The sequence below is a fragment of the Phocaeicola vulgatus ATCC 8482 genome (assembly GCF_000012825.1).
Taxonomy (GTDB): Bacteria; Bacteroidota; Bacteroidia; order Bacteroidales; family Bacteroidaceae; genus Phocaeicola; species Phocaeicola vulgatus.
The window spans coordinates 3134385-3155378 of sequence record NC_009614.1; the positions used below are offsets into that span (position 1 = coordinate 3134385).

Consider the following 20994-nt stretch of genomic DNA (forward strand, 5'->3'; position numbering starts at 1 on the left):
AAAAAGGGAAATTAATTTGTACTTTTCATACATAATCCTGTAAAATAGTTCATTTTCTTTATAAAAAGGCTTGAAGTGCCTGTTATTTTGTGGTTTTGAATCATTTTTTAGGTGCGGGTTGTGCGGGATAACGCGGATTTTTTCTTATGATAACATGAGTTTATTATAAGACTAGCTTATAACTGACAGGAATATGAGCAAGACTGATATTGAATTTTAATAATCCTTTTGTCATTTAACTCAAAACCATCCTGTAACGAGTTATTTCTTATATCGAACTTACGTTAATGTTATATCCCGCCGGTAGAGTGGTTTGTGTCTTTCATTGTATGGTTAAGCCTTTTCTATCCTATCCCTAAGCTTAAACGAACGTATCCTTTCTATCTCCATAGCCTTTGGAGTTAACTCCCAAGCTTATGGAGATAACTCCAAAGGCTATGGAGTTAACTCCGCAAGTTTGGGAGATAGAAGTTGTCAGTAAAAGAACCCTTAACCTGAAGGATACAACCGCTTAGCTTGCCGTAGTTTATAGGATAATATATCCTTTCCGTATCCTTCGTTTATTTTATGTCCTGATTACATGTCTTTTATTTCATCCAAGTTCTTCTGGATATCTTCGTCTTTTAACTCATAATTCATCAAGTTACCTGCCAGGTATTGGTCGTATGAGGCCATATCAATCAGCCCGTGACCTGAAAGGTTGAACAGGATCACTTTCTCTTCACCGGATTCTTTGCACTTGTTCGCCTCGCGTACAGCGGCGGCGATGGCATGGCACGATTCGGGAGCCGGAATGATTCCTTCTGCTTGTGCGAACAAACAACCAGCCTGGAAGGATTCTAATTGCTGGATATCAACCGCTTCCATCAGATTGTCTTTCAATAATTGTGAAACGATGACACCTGCACCGTGATAACGGAGACCTCCCGCATGGATATTGGCCGGAGAGAAATTATGCCCCAGTGTAAACATGGGCAGCAACGGGGTATATCCGGCTTCGTCGCCAAAGTCATACTGGAATTTACCACGGGTCAGTTTCGGGCACGAAGCCGGTTCGGCAGCAATGTATCGGGTTTGTTTCCCATTCAGGATAGTGTGGCGCATAAAGGGGAAGCAGATTCCTCCAAAATTGGAACCGCCACCAAAGCAACCGATAATCATGTCGGGATATTCGCCTGCCATTTCCATTTGCTTTTCGGCTTCCAGACCGATAACCGTTTGATGCAGTGTGACATGGCTTAATACCGACCCTAGTGTATATTTACAGTTGGGAGTGCTCATTGCCAGTTCGATAGCTTCGGAGATGGCTGTTCCCAGTGAACCTTGATAATTGGGATTACGGGTAATGATATCCTTGCCGGCACGGGTAGACATGGATGGAGAGGCGGTGACCGTTGCTCCGAATGTCTGCATGATGCTGCGGCGATAGGGCTTCTGATTATAGCTGATCTTTACTTGATAAACGGCAGCTTCCAGCCCGAATACCTTTGCGGCATACGATAGAGCGGCGCCCCATTGTCCGGCACCGGTTTCTGTAGTGACATTGGTTACGCCTTCTTCCTTGCAATAATATGCCTGGGCCAGAGCCGAGTTCAGTTTGTGGGATCCGATGGGGCTGACACTTTCATTTTTGAAATAAATATGTGCGGGAGTCCCTAGTGCTTTTTCCAGTCCGTAGGCACGTACCAATGGTGTGCTGCGATAGTATTTGTACATTTCACGCACTGCTTCGGGAATTTCAATCCATGCGTCTGTCTGGTTTAATTCCTGTTTGCAAAGTTCTTTGGCAAAAATGGGGTAGAGGTCTTCCGGTTTCAGCGCTTCTTTGGTTTTAGGGTTCAACGGCGGCATGGGTTTGGTCTTCATGTCTGCCTGTATGTTGTACCAGTATTTAGGAATTTCATCCTCTGGTAAGATAAAACGTTTCTGTTTTGTGCTCATAATCTTTCAATTTAATAGTTTTGCGGTCAAAATTAGGTAAAAAAAGTATTCCTTACTAATTTTCAACTGCTTTTTTGTCGGGAACAATAAAAAAAGGGATGTCAGAGTAAAAATGCGAAGTTATTTGTTATTATAGGCAGAGATGTGAATATTTTGATTAAGTTTGTTTTCTGTTAATGCAAGATGATATCGACATGGAACCTTTACACAAACTATTTATCTATCGTAAGAAGTTAGTAAAACCGTACATAGAGCGATTGCTGAAATGGATGGACGGGATAACTTATATGATGTCGGCCTTGTTCATCCTTACATTGGTTTATGAGCATGGATTTCTTATTTCTTTTGAAGAAATGGAGATGATAAACACGCTGTATCATTTTGTCTGGATTGTTTTTCTGGTTGATATTTCCCTGCATCTTTTATTAAATTACTCGGATACCAAGCGGAAGTACCGGGGACTGGCATGGATACTGAGTCTGATGCTTTATCTGACTTTGATTCCGGTTATTTTCCATGAACCGGAGGTGCAAGGGGGAATTCATGATTTCTGGTCTTTTTTCCACAGTCGTTTATATCATGTGGTGCTGCTCACTTTGCTTTCGCTGCTGCAATTGTCTAATGGGATAGTCCGGCTGCTGGGCAGGCGCACCAACCCGTCTTTGATCTTTGCATCCAGTTTTCTCATATTTATTCTGATAGGGGCAGCGTTACTGATGCTTCCGCGTGCCACTTATCATGGCATTTCCTTTATCGATGCTCTGTTTACCGCTACCAGTGCCATTTGTGTCACGGGGTTGGTTTCGGTCGATGTCTCTTCTACATTCACGTCCGAGGGGTTGTTCATCATTATCATGCTGATACAAATCGGCGGTTTGGGAGTCATGACCCTGACCAGTTTCTTTGCCATGTTTTTTATGGGGAATACTTCGCTCTACAATCAGTTGGTGGTCCGTGATATGGTAAGCTCGCAGTCACTCAGTTCGCTGCTTTCCACCTTATTATATATATTAGGGTTTACCTTGGTGATAGAGGCTGCTGGGATGGGGGTTATTTTTTTAAGTATACATGGCACTATGGGCATGGATATTGAGGAGGAACTGGCTTTTTCTGCTTTCCATTCCATCTCTGCCTTTTGCAATGCCGGATTCTCTACTTTGTATGGAAACTTAGGTAACGAACTGGTACTTCATAATCATAACTTGCTATATATCACTATCTCTTTCCTGGTTATTTTGGGAGGTATAGGTTTCCCGATTCTGGTAAATCTGTATGAAACGGTTTCTTATGAAAGCAAGCGCTTGTATCACCGTTATGTCAAAAAGAATAAGAGGACAATCCGTAAAATACATTTATATAACCTGAATACCCGTATCGTATTGATTATGACGGCTATCTTGCTAGTGACGGGTACTGTGGCCATTGTTGTTTTCGAATGGAATCATGCTTTTGCGGGAATGACGGCTACAGAGAAATGGGTGCAGGGCTTCTTTAACGCAACTTGTCCCCGTACGGCAGGATTTTCAAGTGTGAGCATGACTACTTTCAGTGTGCAGACGTTGCTGCTGATGGTGGTGCTGATGATGATTGGCGGCGGTACGCAGTCTACGGCCGGTGGTGTGAAGGTGAATGTGTTTGCTGTAGTCATGTTGAACTTGCGTGCTATTCTTATAGGTGCCGATAAAGTCAATATTTTCAACAGGGAGTTATCTCATGATTCCATCCGGCGTTCTAATGCCACATTGATTCTTTATCTGCTGATTGTTTTCGCGGGTATCTTCGGTTTAAGCATTCTAGAGCCGCAGGCTTCAGTGATGGCGTTGGTTTTTGAGTGTACTTCGGCACTCAGTACGGTAGGTTCAAGCCTGGATCTGACACCTACTTTGGGAAGTGACAGCAAACTGATTGTCATTGTTCTGATGTTTATCGGACGAGTAGGGGTGCTTACTTTGATATCCAGCCTTATTAAACAGAAAAAAATAACAAAATATAAATATCCGAGTGATAACATCATAATCAACTAGTTATGAAATACATTATTATTGGTTTAGGAAATTACGGCGGAGTGTTGGCCGAAGAGCTTTCCGTATTGGGACATGAGGTGATAGGAGTGGATACAAACGAGCATCGTGTGGATGTGTTGAAGGACAAAATCGCGACTTCTTTTATTATTGATGCTACGGACGAACAATCGCTCAGTGTGCTGCCACTGAAAGATGTGGATGTGGTTATTGTTGCTATCGGCGAGAATTTTGGTGCTTCTGTGCGTGTGGTGGCACTGCTGAAAAAGAAAGGAGTGAAACATATCTATGCCCGTGCGGTAGATGATGTGCATAAGACCGTGCTTGAGGCTTTTAATTTAGATAGTATTCTGACACCGGAGAAAGAAGCGGCACGGAGCTTGGTTCAGTTGTTGGATTTACACGTCAATGTGGAGTCTTTTCAGATTGACGAGGAACATTATGTGATGAAGTTCAAACTTCCTTCTTGTTTTGTAGGCTATAAGGTGAGTGATCTGTCATTAGAAACGGAATTCAATATAAAAATCATTGCATTGATAAAAGGGGAGAAAGTGCTGAACGGTTTGGGTATTTCGATATTGGAGCATCAGGTGGAGAATCATTTTGAGGAAAATTATGAGTTGGAGGAGGAAGATCAGTTGGTCTGCTATGGGCTTTATAAGAATTTTATGGATTTTTGGAAGGCGTTGTAGCAGGAATGCCTTTCAAAGAAAGAATATTTTTTTCTAAGTGAGATTAAACCTTTTCTTTTGGGTTTAGTCTAACTTAATAAATAATTTAGTTTAGTTTTTAGTTTTCTCTGAAGGCCGGCCAATGTGATATTGCCCGGTTTTCGCTTTTTATGGAGGTTTTCTTGTGAGTGTCCGTTACTTTTTGTTACTTTGTCACCTAGAAATCGAGATTTAGATGAAACAGATATATTTTTTATTTGTCGTTTTGCTGGTTGTAATGACCGCTTGCGGAGGTAAGAAAGAGGCTTCCGTTGATGCAGAACAATTGATGTTCCAAATAGACAGTGTGGATCATGTGACAGGTTTGCAGCGTATGCAGGTTTCACGTATTGACCAGCATATTGTCAGTGGCGGAAAAAAATATAATTTGTTTATAGAGCGTGCTCCCAGTGATTCTCTGCCTTCAGTCAAAAGTGACTTGGGGATTTTTGCCGACAATCGTATCATCGTTAGAATTTCCCGTGAAAATGGGAGCCGGGTCTTTGCCAAAACTTTTACCAAGCAAAGTTTCTCTGGATTCGTAAGTGCTGATCATCTCCGTCATTTTATATTGGAGGGCGTGGTATTTGATGAAGAGAAGACCCGTGAGGGAAAAAATATCATATTGGCTGCCAGTGTGAGTTATCCTCAGACAGATTTGTATATTCCTTTCTCCATCACTATTACTCCTGAAGGAAAAATGAGCATATCTAAAAATGAGGATATGGAGGAGCTTCCTCCCATGTTGGGAGACAGCCTTAATTAAATCTAAAATACAGGAATAATTTTTCGCGTCATAATCTTTTTAGGCGGTTAGTTGTTGGTATGGCATTAACTAACTAAAGAATAAATTAGATTATGAGAAAGATTTTATTTTTAATGGCTATGCTGGTATGCTCTCTTCAGTTCGCCATGGCAGGCGATGTTGTGACCCGCGATGTGAATAAGCTTCCTGTTGCCGCACGTGAAATGATCGGCAAACATTTCTCCCAGACTAAAGTTGCGTATATCAAGATTGAAAAGGACTTGTTTCAGACCACTTCCTATGATGTGAAATTGGCCGATGGCATTGAATTGGAGTTCAATTCAAAGGGAGAGTGGCTTGAGATAGATTGCAAGAACAAGTCGGTTCCTTCTACTTTTATCCCTCAGGCTATTTCCAAGTATATGAAAGCTAATTATAACGGGCATAAAACGGTGAAGATAGAACGTAACCGCAAGGGATATGAACTGACATTGGAAAATGGATTGGAAGTAGACTTCGATCAGTTTGGAGGATTCTTGAAGTTGAGCGATTAAAAAAGATTTTTTCTGTAATAGGGGAACTATCTCTCCTTATAGTAATGATGCCATAAGAGGGTGTATCAGAAATAAATTGAACTATCTTTTTATTATCAGCGTTGAAAAAGATAGTTGCAACGAATTTTGATTCACCCTCTTATGTATTATAAATACAGTTCTCGGTCTTTGCCCTGTTATTAATCCATCGGCTCGTAATCCTTTGCCAGACCGCCTTCGCTGGTTTCCTTATATAAGGAAGGAAGGTCATGACCGGTCTGTTTCATTACTTCCACCACTTTGTCAAAGGATACACGGTGATTACCGTCTGTAAAGGCAGAATAGATATTGGCATCAAGAGCTCGGGCTGCTGCATAGGCATTTCTTTCGATACAAGGGATTTGTACCAATCCGCATACCGGATCGCAAGTCATTCCCAAGTGATGCTCCAAGCCCATTTCGGCTGCATACTCTATCTGGGCCGGGCTACCTCCGAATAATTGGCTGGCAGCGGCGGATGCCATTGAACAGGCCACTCCTACTTCTGCCTGGCAACCGGCTTCGGCTCCGGAAATGGAGGCGTTGTGTTTTACTATATTTCCTATCAATCCGGCAGTAGCCAGTGCTCTTAAAATCCGCATATCGCTGAAGTCACGGCTTTTTTGCAAGTGATAAAGTACAGCCGGAACCACTCCGCATGATCCGCAAGTAGGGGCTGTGACGATTTTGCCACCTGAGGCGTTTTCTTCACTGACTGCCAGAGCGTATGAGAATACTAACCCGCGGGAACGCAGATTGTCCTTATAACCTTTTGCCTTAATATAGTAAGTGGAGGCTTTTCTGCGCAGATTGAGTGGCCCGGGTAATACGCCTTCTTGATCCAAACCACGCTCAATGGCTTCTCTCATGGTTTTCCATACTTCTGCCAGATAGTCCCAAATGTCTTCGTCTTCACATTGCTGGACGTATTCCCAGTAATTGCGCCCGGTACGTTCACACCAGTAGAGGATTTCACTCATACGGTTCATATCATAGATTTCCGGAGTTGAGCCTTTGTCGTGTCCTTCTTCGGCTAGAGCACCTCCGCCTACACTGAAAACAGTCCATTCATCTGTCACCTTTCCTTTTTCATTCAAAGATTTGAAAGTCATTCCATTGGGATGAAACGGATAGAAGACATGGGCTTTCCAGATAATTTCTGTAGGCGCATGCGGTTGCAATGTATCTAAAATGGCTACATCGGTCATGTGTCCTTTACCGGTAGCGGCGAGGCTTCCATAAAGAGTAACTTGAAAAGCTTTGGCTTCGGGATGTTTTCCTAAGAAGATTTCAGCAGCCTTGCGCGGTCCCATAGTATGACTGCTGGACGGACCGGTGCCGATGCGGTATAGTTCTCGGATAGATTTCATTTCGTTTTATAAGGTTAGTTATTATGAGGAACAAAGGTATAAAATAAAAGGGGGAAAGTAGCAAAAAAGGAAAAGAAAAACTCTCTTGACAAATAGGAAAGTTGTCAGGAGAGTTTGGAAAACCACCGGTAGGATTTGGTGTATTGTCTTTATTCTAATTGTCTTTGGATACCTTTGTCACCGACGACAAAATACTGATTATTTTCAATCAGCATGGCACGTCCGCGCTTTTTTTCCCGGTTTTCTTTATTGTCCACATTTACTCCGATAACCTTGCCGTTATAGAAAGTGGAAATATCTTTGAAAATGGTATGTCCCACAATAATATGTTTTGCCTTATAACGGTCCATAATCATTTCTAGGGAGTCTTTTGCCAGCGGATTGTATTTGCCATCGGTGCGTACCAGTCCGCGATACCAGATGGGACCGCTGTTTCCATACAGGAAGGCTGTGAGTGGAGAAAGCGCTTTGCGTTCTTTTTTCGTCATAAATAGCCCTTTACTCATTTCTTCATTGACAGTGGGAATGCTCAAGTTCTTGTCATAGAAGTCTTTGCCCAGTCCGGCATGTACATATAGGTCGTTACCTATCATTTGCATGGTGTTACGGGTTCCCAACCATCTGCCCAGTTCGGTATCGGGACCGAATAGCCGGGGGTATTCCATCTTTAGTTTTTCAGCCAATATTTTATATTTTTCTTTGGTGTATCGGAGGTCATTGGCCAGTACCATCGGTTCATGATTTCCCAGTATGAACGATACGTGTCCTCCGGCTTTGGCTGCTTCCTCTTCCAGTTTGTAAAATAGCCAGAAGATTTGCGGTACATCTTTTCCTCTGTCAAAAATATCACCGATAATCATCAGATGGTTTTTCCCGAAGCTCCATTTGTAGTCTTTATCGATGATATGATTGCCTTGTAACAGGCTGATTACACAGTCCAGCCTTCCATGAGGGTCGGACATGACAAAAACTTTGTCTGCCTGGGGATAATTCCATCCGGGACGTTTTACCGGGTGTAGTTTTACATCAAATGGAAACCTGCCTTTGTGGTCTGTCACATGCAGGGTAAAGTTTTGAGGTAATGTGGTATAAGTGGTATCAATGATATTCCCTTTCTTATCTACATTGATTACTCTGATTTGGCCGTCAGGCTGATACAATACATATGGACCGTCGGCTGTTAATTCTTCTTTTTTCTCTTTGTCTTTCTTCTTGTCTTTGAAATCAAGAGTTCCGGCACTAAGGCCGGAACTGATGAAGGCGAGGGTAAATGCAAGAAGAAAGTAGTTGATAAAATTAGTCTTGCTTGTCATCGATTTGGTATTTGAATTATTTAATCGACATATCCTGGATTCTGTTTCATATTAGGATTTGCGTCCATTTCTTTTTTGGGAATAGGAAGTAGAATTTTATGGAAATTCCAGTCATATTCCATGTAAGCAGTATTATGTTTGGTTTTGTTTATATCACTGTCTTTCACATCGATTCGTTTGACAGTCATTCCATTTCTGATAACATCGTACATACGATGTCCTTCTGCTACCAATTCTTTACGACGTTCGTCTAATACATTTTCTAATGTTAATGTTTTTCCTTCCACTGAATTTTCCGGATTAGCTCGTTGTACTATGGAATTCAAATATTTCACTGCTTTGGCATTATCTCCTGTCTGTACGGCCGCTTCAGCAGCATTCAGATAGGCTTCTGAAAGGCGTATAAGCGGAATATTGGCATCGGTTATGTTTTCTCCTTGCTGAGGTTGGTATTTATTGACGTATGCGTAGTACTTTTTGTCAAAACTCAAGATTTTCAACCGGACGTCTTTGGGATCTTTCTTTAATAATTGATAAAAAGAGCAAGTAATACACATATCGTCATAACCGTTGTATGAGTTCAGATATCCCATGCTTTCTTTGCCCGGACTGTCTGTAGTCAGATTGACAATTTCGAATAATATTTCACCAGGATTGGATGCTGATGCGTCATTGCCCCATGCGGTTGGATATTCTTCGTTTGTCCAAAGAGCGTAGCCTTCTTTTTCTGCACCCTTTATTGCATTTTCAGCCATGGTCAATGCTTCATTGTATTCTCCTTTATATAAATATACTCGGCTCAACAATGTCATAGCAGCCCATCTGTTTACTTTTCCTTTATTAAAATCACCGCTCAGCAGCTCTGTACTGTTTTTGAGGTCGGAAATAATTTCCGTATAACATTCGGCTACTGTATTTCGTGCGGGTTTACTGTCTATGGTTGATAACTCTTTCACAATGGGCACGCCTAATGAAGCTCCGTTATCTTTTAGGTAGGGATAACCAAAAATACGTGTCAGGTCGAATAGTGCCATACCACGGATGGCTAATGCCTGGCCTTTCAAATCATTTTTATATTCGGTTTCATCTTCATCTATAGATAGTTTATCAACATTCATTAGAATCAGATTACAGTTCTGGATAATAGAGTACAGATATGACCAATGACTGCTGGGACCATTGTCTTTAGTAAAATTGAAACGGTAATAATTACCGGTTCGTTTCGTTGAACTTACAGCCTGCATGTCATCTCCAGTTACATCTCCATAATATACCAGACGGCCGGAGTATGCATCTGAACTTTGCATTGTGCTGTAGATTCCGTTCAATGTGAATTCAATATCTGACAAAACATTGATACTGGTTTCTGTATCCACTTGTGTGGAGGGGGCTAGATCTAGCCAGTCATTTCCGCACGAAGTGACGGCAAACATAATGGAACTGATAAATAAATATTTAAATACTTTCATAATTCAAGTTTTTAATGGGTTAGAAATTAACGCTTAGACCAAAGGTTACAGTCTTCAAAGGAGGAGTTCCCCAGATGGCACTACCACCACTGACAGCTTCAGGATCATAATAATCATAAGCAGCCCATGTCCAAAGGTTGTTTGCGGAAGCATATACACGTACATTGTTAACTCCTATTTTTTGTGTCCATACTTGGGGCAGAGTTATTCCAAAAGTTAATGTTTTCAGGCGGATGAAGTCAGAACTGTGTAACCTGCGAGTAGTAGTGGATTTGTTCATCGCTACATCAGGACTTTCAATAAATAGTTCATATTTTGTGATATCACCAGGTTGTTTCCAACTATCGCGATAATAGGTTGGTATATTTGCTTCTAGGTCGTTACCACCATGCTCTGTTTTTTGTGCCCAATTGTCATAAGAATAACCGCCAAATTGGTAAGAGAACATGAAGTTTAAGTCGAACCATTTATAGCGTAATGTATTTGATAAACCTCCGATAACATTAGGCTCTGCATGCTTATCTAATACAATAGCATTGGCTTCACTATATTTTTCTGTAATCTCTTTTATATAGTTGCCGTTTTCGTCCAAATCATTGGTATAGAATTGGGGAGCGCCTGTTTCGGGATTGATCCCTGCGAACTCTATCATATAAAATGTACGGTATGATTTTCCTACTTTCCGTATTTGGGTACCACTGATAATTTCTGTTTGCATGCCATCCAATGTCACAATTTCATTTTTGTTGTGCGAGATGTTGAAAGTGGTATTCCAAGAGAAATCTTTAGTCTTTATATTGGTCGAACTGATTTCCAATTCCACTCCCTTATTTTTTACTTCACCAATATTCATAAGATAGCTGCCGAAACCTGTTGTCATAGAGATAGGACGATCCATCAACAAATTTTTAGTAGTACGAGTGTAGTATTCCAAAGTTGCGTTTATACGATTGAACAAACTGAAATCCAGACCTAAGTTAAGGTTGTAATTGGTTTCCCATTTTAAATCTGTATTTTTGATTTGTGATTGGATAATACCCGGTTGTTCCAAATAACCATTGGTTAAACTACTCAAACCCATATATCCGAAATAGTCAGATGGTAGTGTGCCATTGACACCATAAGATGCGCGTATTTTCAAATCGGTCAGCCAACCTTTGGCCGGATTCATGAATTCCTCTTCAATCATACGCCATGCGGCAGATACTGACCAGAAACTACCCCAACGGCTGTCTTTATGCAAACGGGAACTACCGTCAGTACGGAAACTACCACCTAGATAATATTTATTTTTATAGTCATAGTTTACACGTGTCAGATAAGATACCATGCGGGTTCTGGTAGAGCTGCCACCAACGGATTCGGTTTTCATACCATTGCTTATTTCATCTTTGTCTGCTGTAGCGAAATTAGTTGCATACCCTGACAGATAGTCACGATATTGGTCATCAATTTCATAACCTACCAATGCGTCAAAATGGTGATCGTTGGCTATATTAAACTTATAACTCAGTTGGTTTGCCCATACCATTTTCTTGTATTCGTAGAATTTTTTGCTCATGCCGCCATTTACATCCTCACCATTGGAAGTGCGGGGATCACTCCAATCCTTGCCTTTAGTGTTGGTGTAGTCATAGCTGAATGTTGATTTGAATTTTAAGTTTTTAATAAATTCATATTCGCCATAAATAGTGTTGAAAGCACGATTAACATATTCACGTTGATAGTCGTAAGTTGCAGATAATAGTGGATTACGATCACCGTTGCGGATAAAATCGCGGTTCCAGCTTCCATCTTCATTGTATGGTGTGTCTGAGGGGACAACAGCGTTACGTGATGAATAGAAAGGAGAAGTGTAGGAGGTACCTTCACCATATACATCTTGATTAACGGTAGCAAATAACATATTTGCCCCTAATTTTAATTTATCAGTTGCTTGATAATCTACATTTAAACGTCCGCTGATACGTTCTAAACCGGAGTTGATAGCAATACCTTCTTGTTTTAGGTAAGAGATAGATGAATAATATTTGAATTTGTCTGTTCCACCAGAAATGGAGGCTTCATAAGTCTGGTGATTTCCTTTTTTGAACATGATATCATCCCAATCGACATATCCACACCAAGGAACAGGAGCATAATCGTCAATATTTTCATTAGCATATGCTATGGCTTCGTCGTGACTATTTCCGTCTCTTAACGCACCGGCTACTAGACCGTTATAAATATATTCGCGGCGTTCTTCTCCCCCCATAACAGGACGATAATCCATTGCGAAATCAGAACTACCCCAATCTGCTTTGAATGAAATTTGTGGCTTTCCACTTTTACCTTTTTTAGTAGTAATAAGTACTACACCATTGGCAGCACGTGAACCGTAGAGAGAGGCGGCAGCGGCATCTTTAATGATTGTTATGTTTTCAATATCAGAGCTATTGATAGTTGACATAATGTCAAGACCTGCATCTGAACTCATCGTATTGATAGAACCTGAACGCATAGGAATTCCGTCAATTACGTATAATGGAGAATTACTGGCATTAAAAGATCCCATACCGCGAATATTCAAAGAGGAAGAAGCTCCTGGTTGACCTGACGATGAACTGAATTGTACCCCGGGTGCATTACCTTGTAGTAAATCTTTGAATGAAACAGCCGGAATATCTTTCATTTTATCAGCCTTCACAGTAGAAGCAGACCCTGCGTATGCCGACTTCTTGAAAGTACCATAACCGGTAACAACCACTTCTTCCATAACATTATTATCAGGAGCCATGACTACTTTCAGTATCTTTCCGGCAGTGGCTTTAATTTCCTGCTTGCCATAACCTATATAGGAGATAATCAAAGTGGCAGGTATACGGTCTACATCTAATGAGAAGTGCCCGTCCAAATCTGTAGTAGTTCCATTCGTAGTACCTTTGACTAAGATATTCGCTCCAATAATAGGTTCTCCCGTCTCATCCAGTACTGTACCGGTTAATGTTGTTTTCTGTTGAGGAACAGCAGACTCTTTTTCTTCAATTTGCTTGATAGCAATAACGCCGTTGTGAACTGAATAGGTCAAACCGCTATTCATAAGACATTTATCAAGCACATTGGCTATTTTTTCGTTATTTACATTTAGGTTTTGGACTTTTATTTGTTTTACATCATTGGTGCTGTATACAAAAGTAAAGTCGGTTTGTCTTTGGATTTCCCAAAGAATTTCACTCAACGTGGCATTCTTGAATGAGGCTGTGACAGTGGCTTGTGCAAACACTTTGTTGGCAGCCTGCATAAAACCTGTGGTAATGATACAGAAAAATAGGAACGTAATCCACAAACGTTTACTACTTTTACCGTGATTGGTGTAGTTGTGTTTTTTGTCCATAATACATCATTTTTATTAGTTATAGAATGTGATTGTTTTGTTATTGACTTTTACGTGTACTTTTTGAGTCTCTTCCAACAAACGTACAAATGGAGTGATTTCCGAATACCGATCTACATTGCATCCAAAGCGTAGGTCTTTTATTTTCTCATTGGCAAAAATTACTTCCATGTCATACCAGCGTGATAGTATTTTCATGATATCTTCCAATCGCTGGTCTTTGAAATGAATTTTTCCTTTTATCCATGAAGTATAAAATCCGGCATCTACCATGCGTATCTGTATGCTGCTGTTTCCGAGGCTGATGGTAGCTTGCTGGGAAGGCTTTAAAATACAGCTTTCTCCAGTTTCTGTATTTACTTTGACAGAACCGTTTACCAAAGTTGTCTGATACTCTTCCTGTGGATAAGCAGAGATGTTGAATGTGGTTCCCAACACTTCTACTTGCATGCCTTGAGTGCATACTATAAATGGTTGCCCTGTTTTGCAGACTTCAAAATAGGCCTCGCCTTCCAGTTCTACTTTGCGTGGACCGTTATCAAATGTCACAGGAAAGCGGAGACTGGTCATTGCGTTCAGATGCACTTTTGTTCCATCACTTAACAATAGAGCATATTCTCCACCTCGTGGAGTTTCCACTTTATTATATACAGGCTTGTTTTTTTTAGCTGTTTTTGATGTTACTTGGTAATTCAGCATTGTAGAGTCCATGTGGACTCGGGCTCCGTCTATTTTCTCAAGCAGACTCTCTGTTTCTTTATTTATATGGATTGTCTGGCCGTCCTCCAATGTCAGAATAGCTTTGGATTCCCCAGGTAGAATGGATTGTGCGATGAACTGTTTGTCCGAAAGAGAAACGGGCGAGGTGAATTTCATGGAAATACTTACAAAAAGGACAGGTAACAGAATGATTGCGGCATAACTTACTATTTTGATATATCTGCTTCTGTTATTATTTCTTTTGATTCGCTTTTCCACTTCTTTCCATCCGGATGAAGGATTGAATGCCGTATTTTTCCGGAAATGTTGCTTTTGGTTTTCTTCATTACAAATTTTCTTGAATAAAATCTCGTGCGCTGTAGATTCTTCTCTCCAAGCAGTTAGTTTTATTGTTTCTTCCGGGGTTATTTCTTCCGACAGATACCTTGCTATGAGGTTGGCTATATAGAAATCTTGTTTTATCATATTTTGACCTGTTTTTTATCTCTTTTATAATAAAACAGGTCTGTTTGAAATTCGGGTGAATAATAAAACGACTTTTTTTGAAAAAAAACAAATTAATGTCTTTTTATATAAAGAACAAGAGGAAGTAATAGTAGTCTTTCAAATTCTCTCTGAGTTTCTTGTAGGCTATTTTCTTTAATGTATGGACTGTTTCTGTAGATATGTTTAGTCTGTCTGCTATTTCTGCGTTTTTTTTCCCTTCCAGAGATAGTTGCATAATGGCTTTCATTTGGTCAGGTAATTTATTTATGGCTTCAGAAACGATACGATAAGTTTCCTCTTCAACGATTGCATCGTGAAAAAAGGAATCCTTTTTCTTTTCGATGACATTTTGAGCGTATTCATATACTACTTTTGAATGCTCCAGTTCGTTGAGTGCTTTATTGCGTACAGCTGTATATAAAAATGCTTTTACCTGATGCAGATAAAAAAAATCTTCTCTTATTTGCCATAGTTTGGCAAATGAATCTTGTACAATATCTGCTGAAGTTTCTTGGTTTTCTGTATATTGATTGGCAAATAAGCATAGAGTTACATAATATTTATTGAAAATATCATGAAACCCTTGCTCATTAAGCTTAATACTTATAGTTGTATGAGAAGTTCCCGCTGCCACCTTTGCTTTTAATTTTCTCTAATTTTAGTGCGAATATAGAGAAAATTAATTAAAAACAGCCTCTTATTCTATTAAAATATTATTTTAAGTCTACTACAGTAATACCTGCCCCACCAAATTGTACGTGTTCGTCTTGATAGTGTGCTACTCCTGGAACACTTCCCAAATAGCTGCGAATCAGGGTGCGCAGTATGCCTGTACCTGTTCCGTGAAGGATACGTACACGGTCTATTCCCAATAGTATGGCATCATCGATAAAATAAGTTACTGCCTGTATCGCTTCATCGCCACGCATACCGCGTACATCAATATCTTGTTTGAAATTTAGTTTCTTTTCATATACCCGATCTTGTGTTTCACTGCTGACGAAGGTACTTTTTACCATTGTTTTCTGGGTGGGCTGTATTGGTGTGCTACGTTCCAGCTTATCCAGTTTTACATTGGTTTTTATCATTCCGAACATAACTATTGCATTTTTGCCATTAATTCCTAGTACTTCTCCGACACTGGATTGACCTTTGATCTTTACAGTGCTACCTACAGTGATAGGCTGTTCTTTGGGCATTGACAGTTGGGAAGATTCCGTCTTGGCTTTATCCTTTTTGTTTTTTTTCCGCTCTTGTTTTTCACGGAGTTTTTCCATTTTCCGGATGATTTCATCTTCCTTGTTCTTTTTCTCGATATCTTCTATCTGATTTTTAAAATCAGTCAGTTCCTGACGTGCCGATTGTGTACGTTCTTTGTCGGCTTGTGCTTCCTTGATGATACGGATGGTATTTTCAATTCGGGCATTTGATTCCTGTATCAATTTTTCCGCATCTTCTTTGGCCTTTCGCAAAATCTCTTTACGACTTTTCTCCAGTTCCTGTAGTTCTTCTTCGTATTTGGCGATGGTTTCTTCCATCTGTTTTTCTCGTTTGCGGATGTTCTGACGCTTAGTTTCCCAATAACGTTTGTCACGTACGATATCTTGTAGATATTTATCAGCATTGATATATTCACTCCCTACAATTTCGGATGCGTCGGCTATAACTTCTTCCGGTAAACCTATTTTCCTAGCTATTTCTACTGCAAATGAACTTCCCGGATTTCCTATTTGTAATTGGAATAAAGCTTGCATTAAATGCCTGTCATATAACATGGCACCATTAACCACTCCTTCGTGATCTTCGGCAAAATGTTTCAAATTTTGATAATGAGTGGTGATAACGCCGAATGTGCCCTTTTCATTGAAACGTTTCAACACAGCTTCAGCTATGGCTCCTCCAATTTGTGGTTCTGTACCTCCGCCGAATTCATCAATGAGGATAAGGCTGCGTTCGTTACAGCTTTTCATCATTGTTTTCATGTTGGTAAGGTGTGAGGAGTAGGTACTCAGATCGTCTTCGATACTTTGTTCGTCACCTATGTCTATAAAGATACTGCCGAATAATCCGGCATGGCTACGTTCATGCATCGGAACCGGCATACCACATTGTAACATATATTGTAGTAATCCCACAGTCTTCAGACAAACGGATTTACCTCCGGCATTCGGTCCGGATATAATTAGAATGCGTTGATTTTTAGTTAGTTCTATATCTAGAGGAACAACCTTTTTATTATGCTTGGCCAGCGAGAGTTGCAATAGTGGGTGTATGGCCATGGTCCAGTCCAAAATCTGTTTGTCTTCCAATGATGGTTTGGTGGCGTTCGTCTGAATGGAAAAATGGGCTTTGGCACGGATGAAATCAATTTCTGCCAAAAACTCGTATGACTGGAGGATGGCGGGGACCTGTGGGCGGATTATGATAGAGAAATCTGTCAGGATACGGATGATTTCCCGGCGTTCTTCTCCTTCCAATTCCCGTATTCTATTGTTTGCTTCCACTACTTCGGCCGGTTCTATGAAAACTGTTTTGCCGGTGGATGATTCATCGTGTACAATTCCCTTGATTTTCCGTTTTAATCCCGGTGCGACAGGGATGACGAGTCTTCCGTCACGCATGGTAGGAGTTACATCTTTATCAACATAACCTTCTGCTTGAGCGTTGCGTAGAATTGCATTCAAACTGCGTGATATGCTTCCGGCTGTCGAGGCCAACTCTCTGCGGATGCGTAATAATTCGGAAGAAGCGTTGTCTTTGATTTTTCCGAATTTGTCTAAGATGTTGTTTATACGCGTAATGAGTTGAGGAAACACGATAATATCTCCTGCCAGTTTTTGTAGGGCAGGGTAGGGGGAGTTTTCTTTTTCTTGTTCTTCGTCATTCGAGGTCAGTGTCAGAAAATGGATGATATCACGAATTGTTTCTAAAGAACGGCGTAAATCAAACAGTTCTTGCTCATCCAAATACATACCTTCTACGCGGATACGTTTTAGTGATGGTCGTACATCAAAAAAATATTGGTCGGGAAAACTGTCTTCCTCTTGTATGATGCGCATGAATTCCATCACCTGTTCCAGCCATTCATTAATATCCTTAAAGGATTCTGAGAAGTTCATTTCATCTACTCTTTCTTGACCTAATGTGCTGAGACATTTCTCTTTTAGTAAATGACGGATGGAATCGAAACCTATTTTCTGTTCGAAATTCTGAGGGTATATCATGATTTATTTCTTTCGTTTATTATTCGTATGCAAAAATACGATTTGAAAATTTTATAGCAAAAAAACTGGTAAACTATTTGCTTATTTAAAATAAAGTCGTACCTTTGCAGCGCTTTCAACAGAAAGTACTTTTGAAAAAAGAAGTCTTGGAGAGGTGGCAGAGTGGTCGATTGCGGCGGTCTTGAAAACCGTTGTACTGCGAGGTACCCGGGGTTCGAATCCCTGTCTCTCCGCAATAAATGCTGAAAATCAGTAATTTACAAGAAAAACACCCAATTTTACACCCTAAAAAGTAAAATTGGGTGTTTTGGCTTTATTTAATACTTTGTTCTTTTATTACTTATTTGGCTTTGCACTGTCTTTGGTTGCTTAGCTATTATTTATTGTATAATTTGAAAAGGGGATATTGTGTTGTTGGTGATATTTTTACACTAATATTTATTTGAATCATTTTCTTTCTTTAACTTTTTTAGAGTAGGGAATCTCCCGAATAATTCTGTCTTTTATAATAGTAATACATTCCTTTAGAGCTTGATTTTGTGTTATTATGTTTGTATCTTGGTGCTAAACGCATTATTTTTATATTGGATAGGCATTTAGGTTATGAATTGAATATAACTTTGGGCTTTTAAAGTACATTTCATTTTGTCAATGAAATACTAATTAATGGGTATTTTACTGATAAAGAAATTTGTATGATTTTGCATAAATGCATATCGCAAAGATGCAAAAACGATTTATTTTATTGTTTTGATAGTGGATTTGTTTACAGCTCTTGTATGTTATACTTTTATTTTCATGCTTTGGGCATAATAATGAAATTGAATGGTTATTTGTGATAAAATACCAATTAATTGGTATTTTATTGTACAGGAAAAATTCTTTAATTTGCAAAAACTAAATAGTATTAATATGAAAAAAATATTCATTCTTCTGTTCGTTTCCTTAGCATTATTTTCCTGTGAAAAAGAAGAAGATAATAAAATTTTTGAATATCAGTTGCTGCCAAGTGAGAATGTATCTAAACCATTTAGTTGTTTGGGGGAGAAACGTACTATTACTTTTACAATTATTCAAAAAACATTGATAGATGATATTTTAGATTCAGAGGTTCCGATTATTCCCAAGGATGTTTCGATAGAATTTGATAAAACTCTTTTTTCTGATATAGAGACAAAAATAAAGGGTGATCAGGTTGTATTAAATATAACCTCAAATATTAATAAGGAAGATAAAATTTTGAATGTTGATCTACAGATTTCTTACTCTACTATTAATGGTATAAAAGTAGAAAAAATTCCCCTAATTATAGATAAAGGGAAGTTGACATTTGTGTATAAAATCCATTCGGAACAGAATCCTTTTGTTCTACCAGTTGAAGGTGGAAAATTTGAATTGCCTTTTATTTGTAAAAAGCAGACATATTTGAATGATCAGTTTATAGAGGAAACTTATTCATCATTAAATGGATTGAGATTTAAAACGATAAGTACTGGTAATGTCTGGTTTCTTACGGTCAGAAAAGACGGGGAAAAAATCGGTTTTTACAAATTCACTTTTGTGGGAGAAGGACCATATAACCAAAAAACAGATCCAGAGTGCTATTTTAACATATATACCCATGATGCAAATTTAATTACAGATAATCCTACGGAAATATTCAGACAGGATTTCATACAACCCCAGACCCCGGGTGAGGATTATTATAAACCTTCTCGGTCCTCTTATAAACATGGTACTTTTGATTTTTAACATATTCGGTATTAACTTAATTATATTAATAATGAAACAGTATGTGTATTTATTGATTTTGCCAATTATGTTTTTAATTTCATGTTCCGATGATACTAACCCCACTGCTTGTTGATTTATTTCAAAAATATGCTGAATTCAAGAATGCCCATAAAAATTCAATAACATGAAAATATCCCTTTTATTTTTAATAGTTTTATTCTGTGGCTCTTGTGCCGGATATAGGGTTAGTCGTTTCACCACTGATCCTGTGAAAATTGGCTCTCCAAAAGAATTGGTTTTAAAGAAATATGGTCCTCCTTTTAAAATTAATTCATATAATAATGGAAACAAAACATTAGAAGTTCTTTATTATAAAGAACCTATGGTTGTAGCTCGATACGAATATATCTTAACAACAAGTCTTACATTCGATGATTCTATTTTAGTTAAAATAGAACAAGAGGAAGAACCTACACCAGATAATATTAGAATTATAAAAGAATAATAATTGTGTTTTTTAGTACATGTTTAATCAAAAAGAAAAGCCTTATGAAGATTTTACAGTATGTTTTTTCTTTTTTCTTGCTGTTGATTGTTGTTGGTTGCAGTAATGATCCAGAAGAAGTAATAAATGATTTCAAAAAGGAATTGGATGAAGTTAACGAAATCTCTCAAATAAAAAGTGCCTTTGAAAGTAAGGGGTTTAAATCAGTAGAAGAAGCTGCTGCTTATGCAAATAGTTTGATACAGGATATTAAACCTATCTCCAGAGCTATCAATGAAGACGATTATGTTGAGAGGATATCCCCTGAAGTAATGGAAGTAATAGAGAGTATGAAAAACATAAAAGTTGATACAGAGGCTTCCCCTGAAACTCTAAGGCTTCAGCTCAAAGAAATTGTGCAAAATAGTACTCTATCTCCAAACTCCCAAGAATACAATATTCTAATGAATTCTGTAGATATAGCTGTTGAAGCTATTTATTATGCTATGGAGTTAGAAGCTCCTAAAGCTACAACGAGAGGATTTTTGGGGACGGCATGGAAAGTAGTGAAATGTGTTGCAGGAACTGCAGGATCCGCGGGATTAGGTGCGGTTGGTGGTGCAGGAGTTGGTACTGTCACACTACCTGTTATCGGTACAGTATCGGGAACCGCTTTAGGTGGGTGGAGCGGCGCCTTAGTAGGAGTTGCTACTTTTTGCTAAAACATGAAAAAAAGCACTCTGATAATGATCTTTTGTCTATCAACATTCATTATAATCCCACTGCTTGTTGATTTATTCGAACAGGAATATTATACAAAATGCTTCGTAAT

15 protein-coding genes and 1 tRNA gene are annotated in these 20994 nt (G+C 39.1%); 8 read left to right on the plus strand and 8 right to left on the minus strand.

Annotation, left to right across the window (positions count from 1 at the left end; translation table 11 throughout):
• Positions 1 to 576 precede the first annotated feature (576 nt).
• Complete coding sequence (locus BVU_RS12280) at positions 577 to 1941, minus strand: TrpB-like pyridoxal phosphate-dependent enzyme (RefSeq protein ID WP_005841771.1); 1365 nt, start codon at positions 1939 to 1941, stop codon at positions 577 to 579.
• Between the two features lie 194 nt (positions 1942 to 2135).
• Here BVU_RS12280 and BVU_RS12285 point away from each other — a divergent pair, with 194 nt between their 5' ends.
• The 4 genes from BVU_RS12285 (at position 2136) to BVU_RS12300 (ending at position 5971) form a co-directional block, all read left to right on the plus strand.
• Positions 2136 to 3965 (plus strand): TrkH family potassium uptake protein, encoded by a 1830-nt coding sequence (locus BVU_RS12285; protein WP_041174542.1) that lies wholly within the window; start codon positions 2136 to 2138, stop codon positions 3963 to 3965.
• 2 nt (positions 3966 to 3967) lie between these two features.
• Complete coding sequence (locus BVU_RS12290; protein ID WP_005841775.1) at positions 3968 to 4654, plus strand: potassium channel family protein; 687 nt, start codon at positions 3968 to 3970, stop codon at positions 4652 to 4654.
• Between the two features lie 214 nt (positions 4655 to 4868).
• Positions 4869 to 5438: a DUF4738 domain-containing protein gene (locus BVU_RS12295; protein WP_005841778.1), complete on the plus strand. Its 570-nt coding sequence runs from the start codon at positions 4869 to 4871 to the stop codon at positions 5436 to 5438.
• Between the two features lie 92 nt (positions 5439 to 5530).
• Complete coding sequence (locus BVU_RS12300) at positions 5531 to 5971, plus strand: PepSY-like domain-containing protein (RefSeq protein ID WP_005848318.1); 441 nt, start codon at positions 5531 to 5533, stop codon at positions 5969 to 5971.
• Between the two features lie 179 nt (positions 5972 to 6150).
• On the opposite strand, the gene BVU_RS12305 is transcribed toward BVU_RS12300, so the two are convergent.
• From BVU_RS12305 to BVU_RS12335, 7 genes are all read right to left on the minus strand, one after another.
• Entirely contained in the window at positions 6151 to 7359 is a 1209-nt protein-coding gene (locus BVU_RS12305) for an L-serine ammonia-lyase (protein WP_005841782.1), read from the minus strand.
• Positions 7360 to 7508: 149 nt separating this feature from the next.
• Positions 7509 to 8672 carry a metallophosphoesterase gene (locus BVU_RS12310; protein WP_005841784.1) on the minus strand — a complete coding sequence of 388 codons (1164 nt, stop codon included), beginning with the start codon at positions 8670 to 8672 and terminating at the stop codon, positions 7509 to 7511.
• Positions 8673 to 8692: 20 nt separating this feature from the next.
• The gene (locus BVU_RS12315; RefSeq protein ID WP_005841786.1) at positions 8693 to 10141 is read right to left on the minus strand and encodes a RagB/SusD family nutrient uptake outer membrane protein; all 1449 of its coding nucleotides are present in this window, start codon (positions 10139 to 10141) and stop codon (positions 8693 to 8695) included.
• Between the two features lie 19 nt (positions 10142 to 10160).
• Positions 10161 to 13514, minus strand: coding sequence for a TonB-dependent receptor (locus BVU_RS12320; protein WP_005841788.1), 3354 nt, complete (start codon positions 13512 to 13514; stop codon positions 10161 to 10163).
• Positions 13515 to 13529: 15 nt separating this feature from the next.
• On the minus strand, positions 13530 to 14699 hold the full coding sequence (locus tag BVU_RS12325) for a FecR family protein (RefSeq protein ID WP_005841790.1): 1170 nt from the start codon (positions 14697 to 14699) through the stop codon (positions 13530 to 13532).
• Between the two features lie 103 nt (positions 14700 to 14802).
• Complete coding sequence (locus tag BVU_RS12330; protein WP_005841792.1) at positions 14803 to 15354, minus strand: RNA polymerase sigma-70 factor; 552 nt, start codon at positions 15352 to 15354, stop codon at positions 14803 to 14805.
• A 79-nt stretch (positions 15355 to 15433) separates the two neighbouring features.
• Positions 15434 to 17944, minus strand: coding sequence for an endonuclease MutS2 (locus tag BVU_RS12335; protein WP_005841795.1), 2511 nt, complete (start codon positions 17942 to 17944; stop codon positions 15434 to 15436).
• Between the two features lie 148 nt (positions 17945 to 18092).
• Between BVU_RS12335 and BVU_RS12340 the strand changes: the two genes are divergently transcribed.
• The 4 genes from BVU_RS12340 to BVU_RS22230 all read left to right on the plus strand — a co-directional run bounded on the left by BVU_RS12340 (position 18093) and on the right by BVU_RS22230 (position 20884).
• Positions 18093 to 18177 (plus strand) — tRNA-Ser (locus BVU_RS12340).
• Positions 18178 to 18856: 679 nt separating this feature from the next.
• Entirely contained in the window at positions 18857 to 19696 is an 840-nt protein-coding gene (locus BVU_RS12345) for a hypothetical protein (protein ID WP_011965612.1), read from the plus strand.
• Positions 19697 to 19862: 166 nt separating this feature from the next.
• The gene (locus tag BVU_RS12350; RefSeq protein ID WP_005677631.1) at positions 19863 to 20183 is read left to right on the plus strand and encodes a hypothetical protein; all 321 of its coding nucleotides are present in this window, start codon (positions 19863 to 19865) and stop codon (positions 20181 to 20183) included.
• A gap of 44 nt (positions 20184 to 20227) precedes the next feature.
• The gene (locus BVU_RS22230; RefSeq protein ID WP_011965613.1) at positions 20228 to 20884 is read left to right on the plus strand and encodes a hypothetical protein; all 657 of its coding nucleotides are present in this window, start codon (positions 20228 to 20230) and stop codon (positions 20882 to 20884) included.
• The last annotated feature ends 110 nt before the right edge of the window (positions 20885 to 20994 follow it).

Excerpts from the sequence above, each read along its gene's own strand:
- BVU_RS12285 (WP_041174542.1), top strand. The coding sequence starts at position 2,136 with ATGGAACCTTTACACAAACTATTTATCTATCGTAAGAAGTTAGTAAAA.
- BVU_RS12305 (WP_005841782.1), bottom strand. The coding sequence starts at position 7,359 with ATGAAATCTATCCGAGAACTATACCGCATCGGCACCGGTCCGTCCAGC.
- BVU_RS12335 (WP_005841795.1), bottom strand. The coding sequence starts at position 17,944 with ATGATATACCCTCAGAATTTCGAACAGAAAATAGGTTTCGATTCCATC.
- BVU_RS12345 (WP_011965612.1), top strand. The coding sequence starts at position 18,857 with ATGAAAAAAATATTCATTCTTCTGTTCGTTTCCTTAGCATTATTTTCC.
- BVU_RS12300 (WP_005848318.1), top strand. The coding sequence starts at position 5,531 with ATGAGAAAGATTTTATTTTTAATGGCTATGCTGGTATGCTCTCTTCAG.
- BVU_RS12350 (WP_005677631.1), top strand. The coding sequence starts at position 19,863 with ATGAAAATATCCCTTTTATTTTTAATAGTTTTATTCTGTGGCTCTTGT.
- BVU_RS12315 (WP_005841786.1), bottom strand. The coding sequence starts at position 10,141 with ATGAAAGTATTTAAATATTTATTTATCAGTTCCATTATGTTTGCCGTC.
- BVU_RS22230 (WP_011965613.1), top strand. The coding sequence starts at position 20,228 with ATGAAGATTTTACAGTATGTTTTTTCTTTTTTCTTGCTGTTGATTGTT.
- BVU_RS12280 (WP_005841771.1), bottom strand. The coding sequence starts at position 1,941 with ATGAGCACAAAACAGAAACGTTTTATCTTACCAGAGGATGAAATTCCT.
- BVU_RS12290 (WP_005841775.1), top strand. The coding sequence starts at position 3,968 with ATGAAATACATTATTATTGGTTTAGGAAATTACGGCGGAGTGTTGGCC.
- BVU_RS12295 (WP_005841778.1), top strand. The coding sequence starts at position 4,869 with ATGAAACAGATATATTTTTTATTTGTCGTTTTGCTGGTTGTAATGACC.
- BVU_RS12320 (WP_005841788.1), bottom strand. The coding sequence starts at position 13,514 with ATGGACAAAAAACACAACTACACCAATCACGGTAAAAGTAGTAAACGT.
- BVU_RS12310 (WP_005841784.1), bottom strand. The coding sequence starts at position 8,672 with ATGACAAGCAAGACTAATTTTATCAACTACTTTCTTCTTGCATTTACC.
- BVU_RS12325 (WP_005841790.1), bottom strand. The coding sequence starts at position 14,699 with ATGATAAAACAAGATTTCTATATAGCCAACCTCATAGCAAGGTATCTG.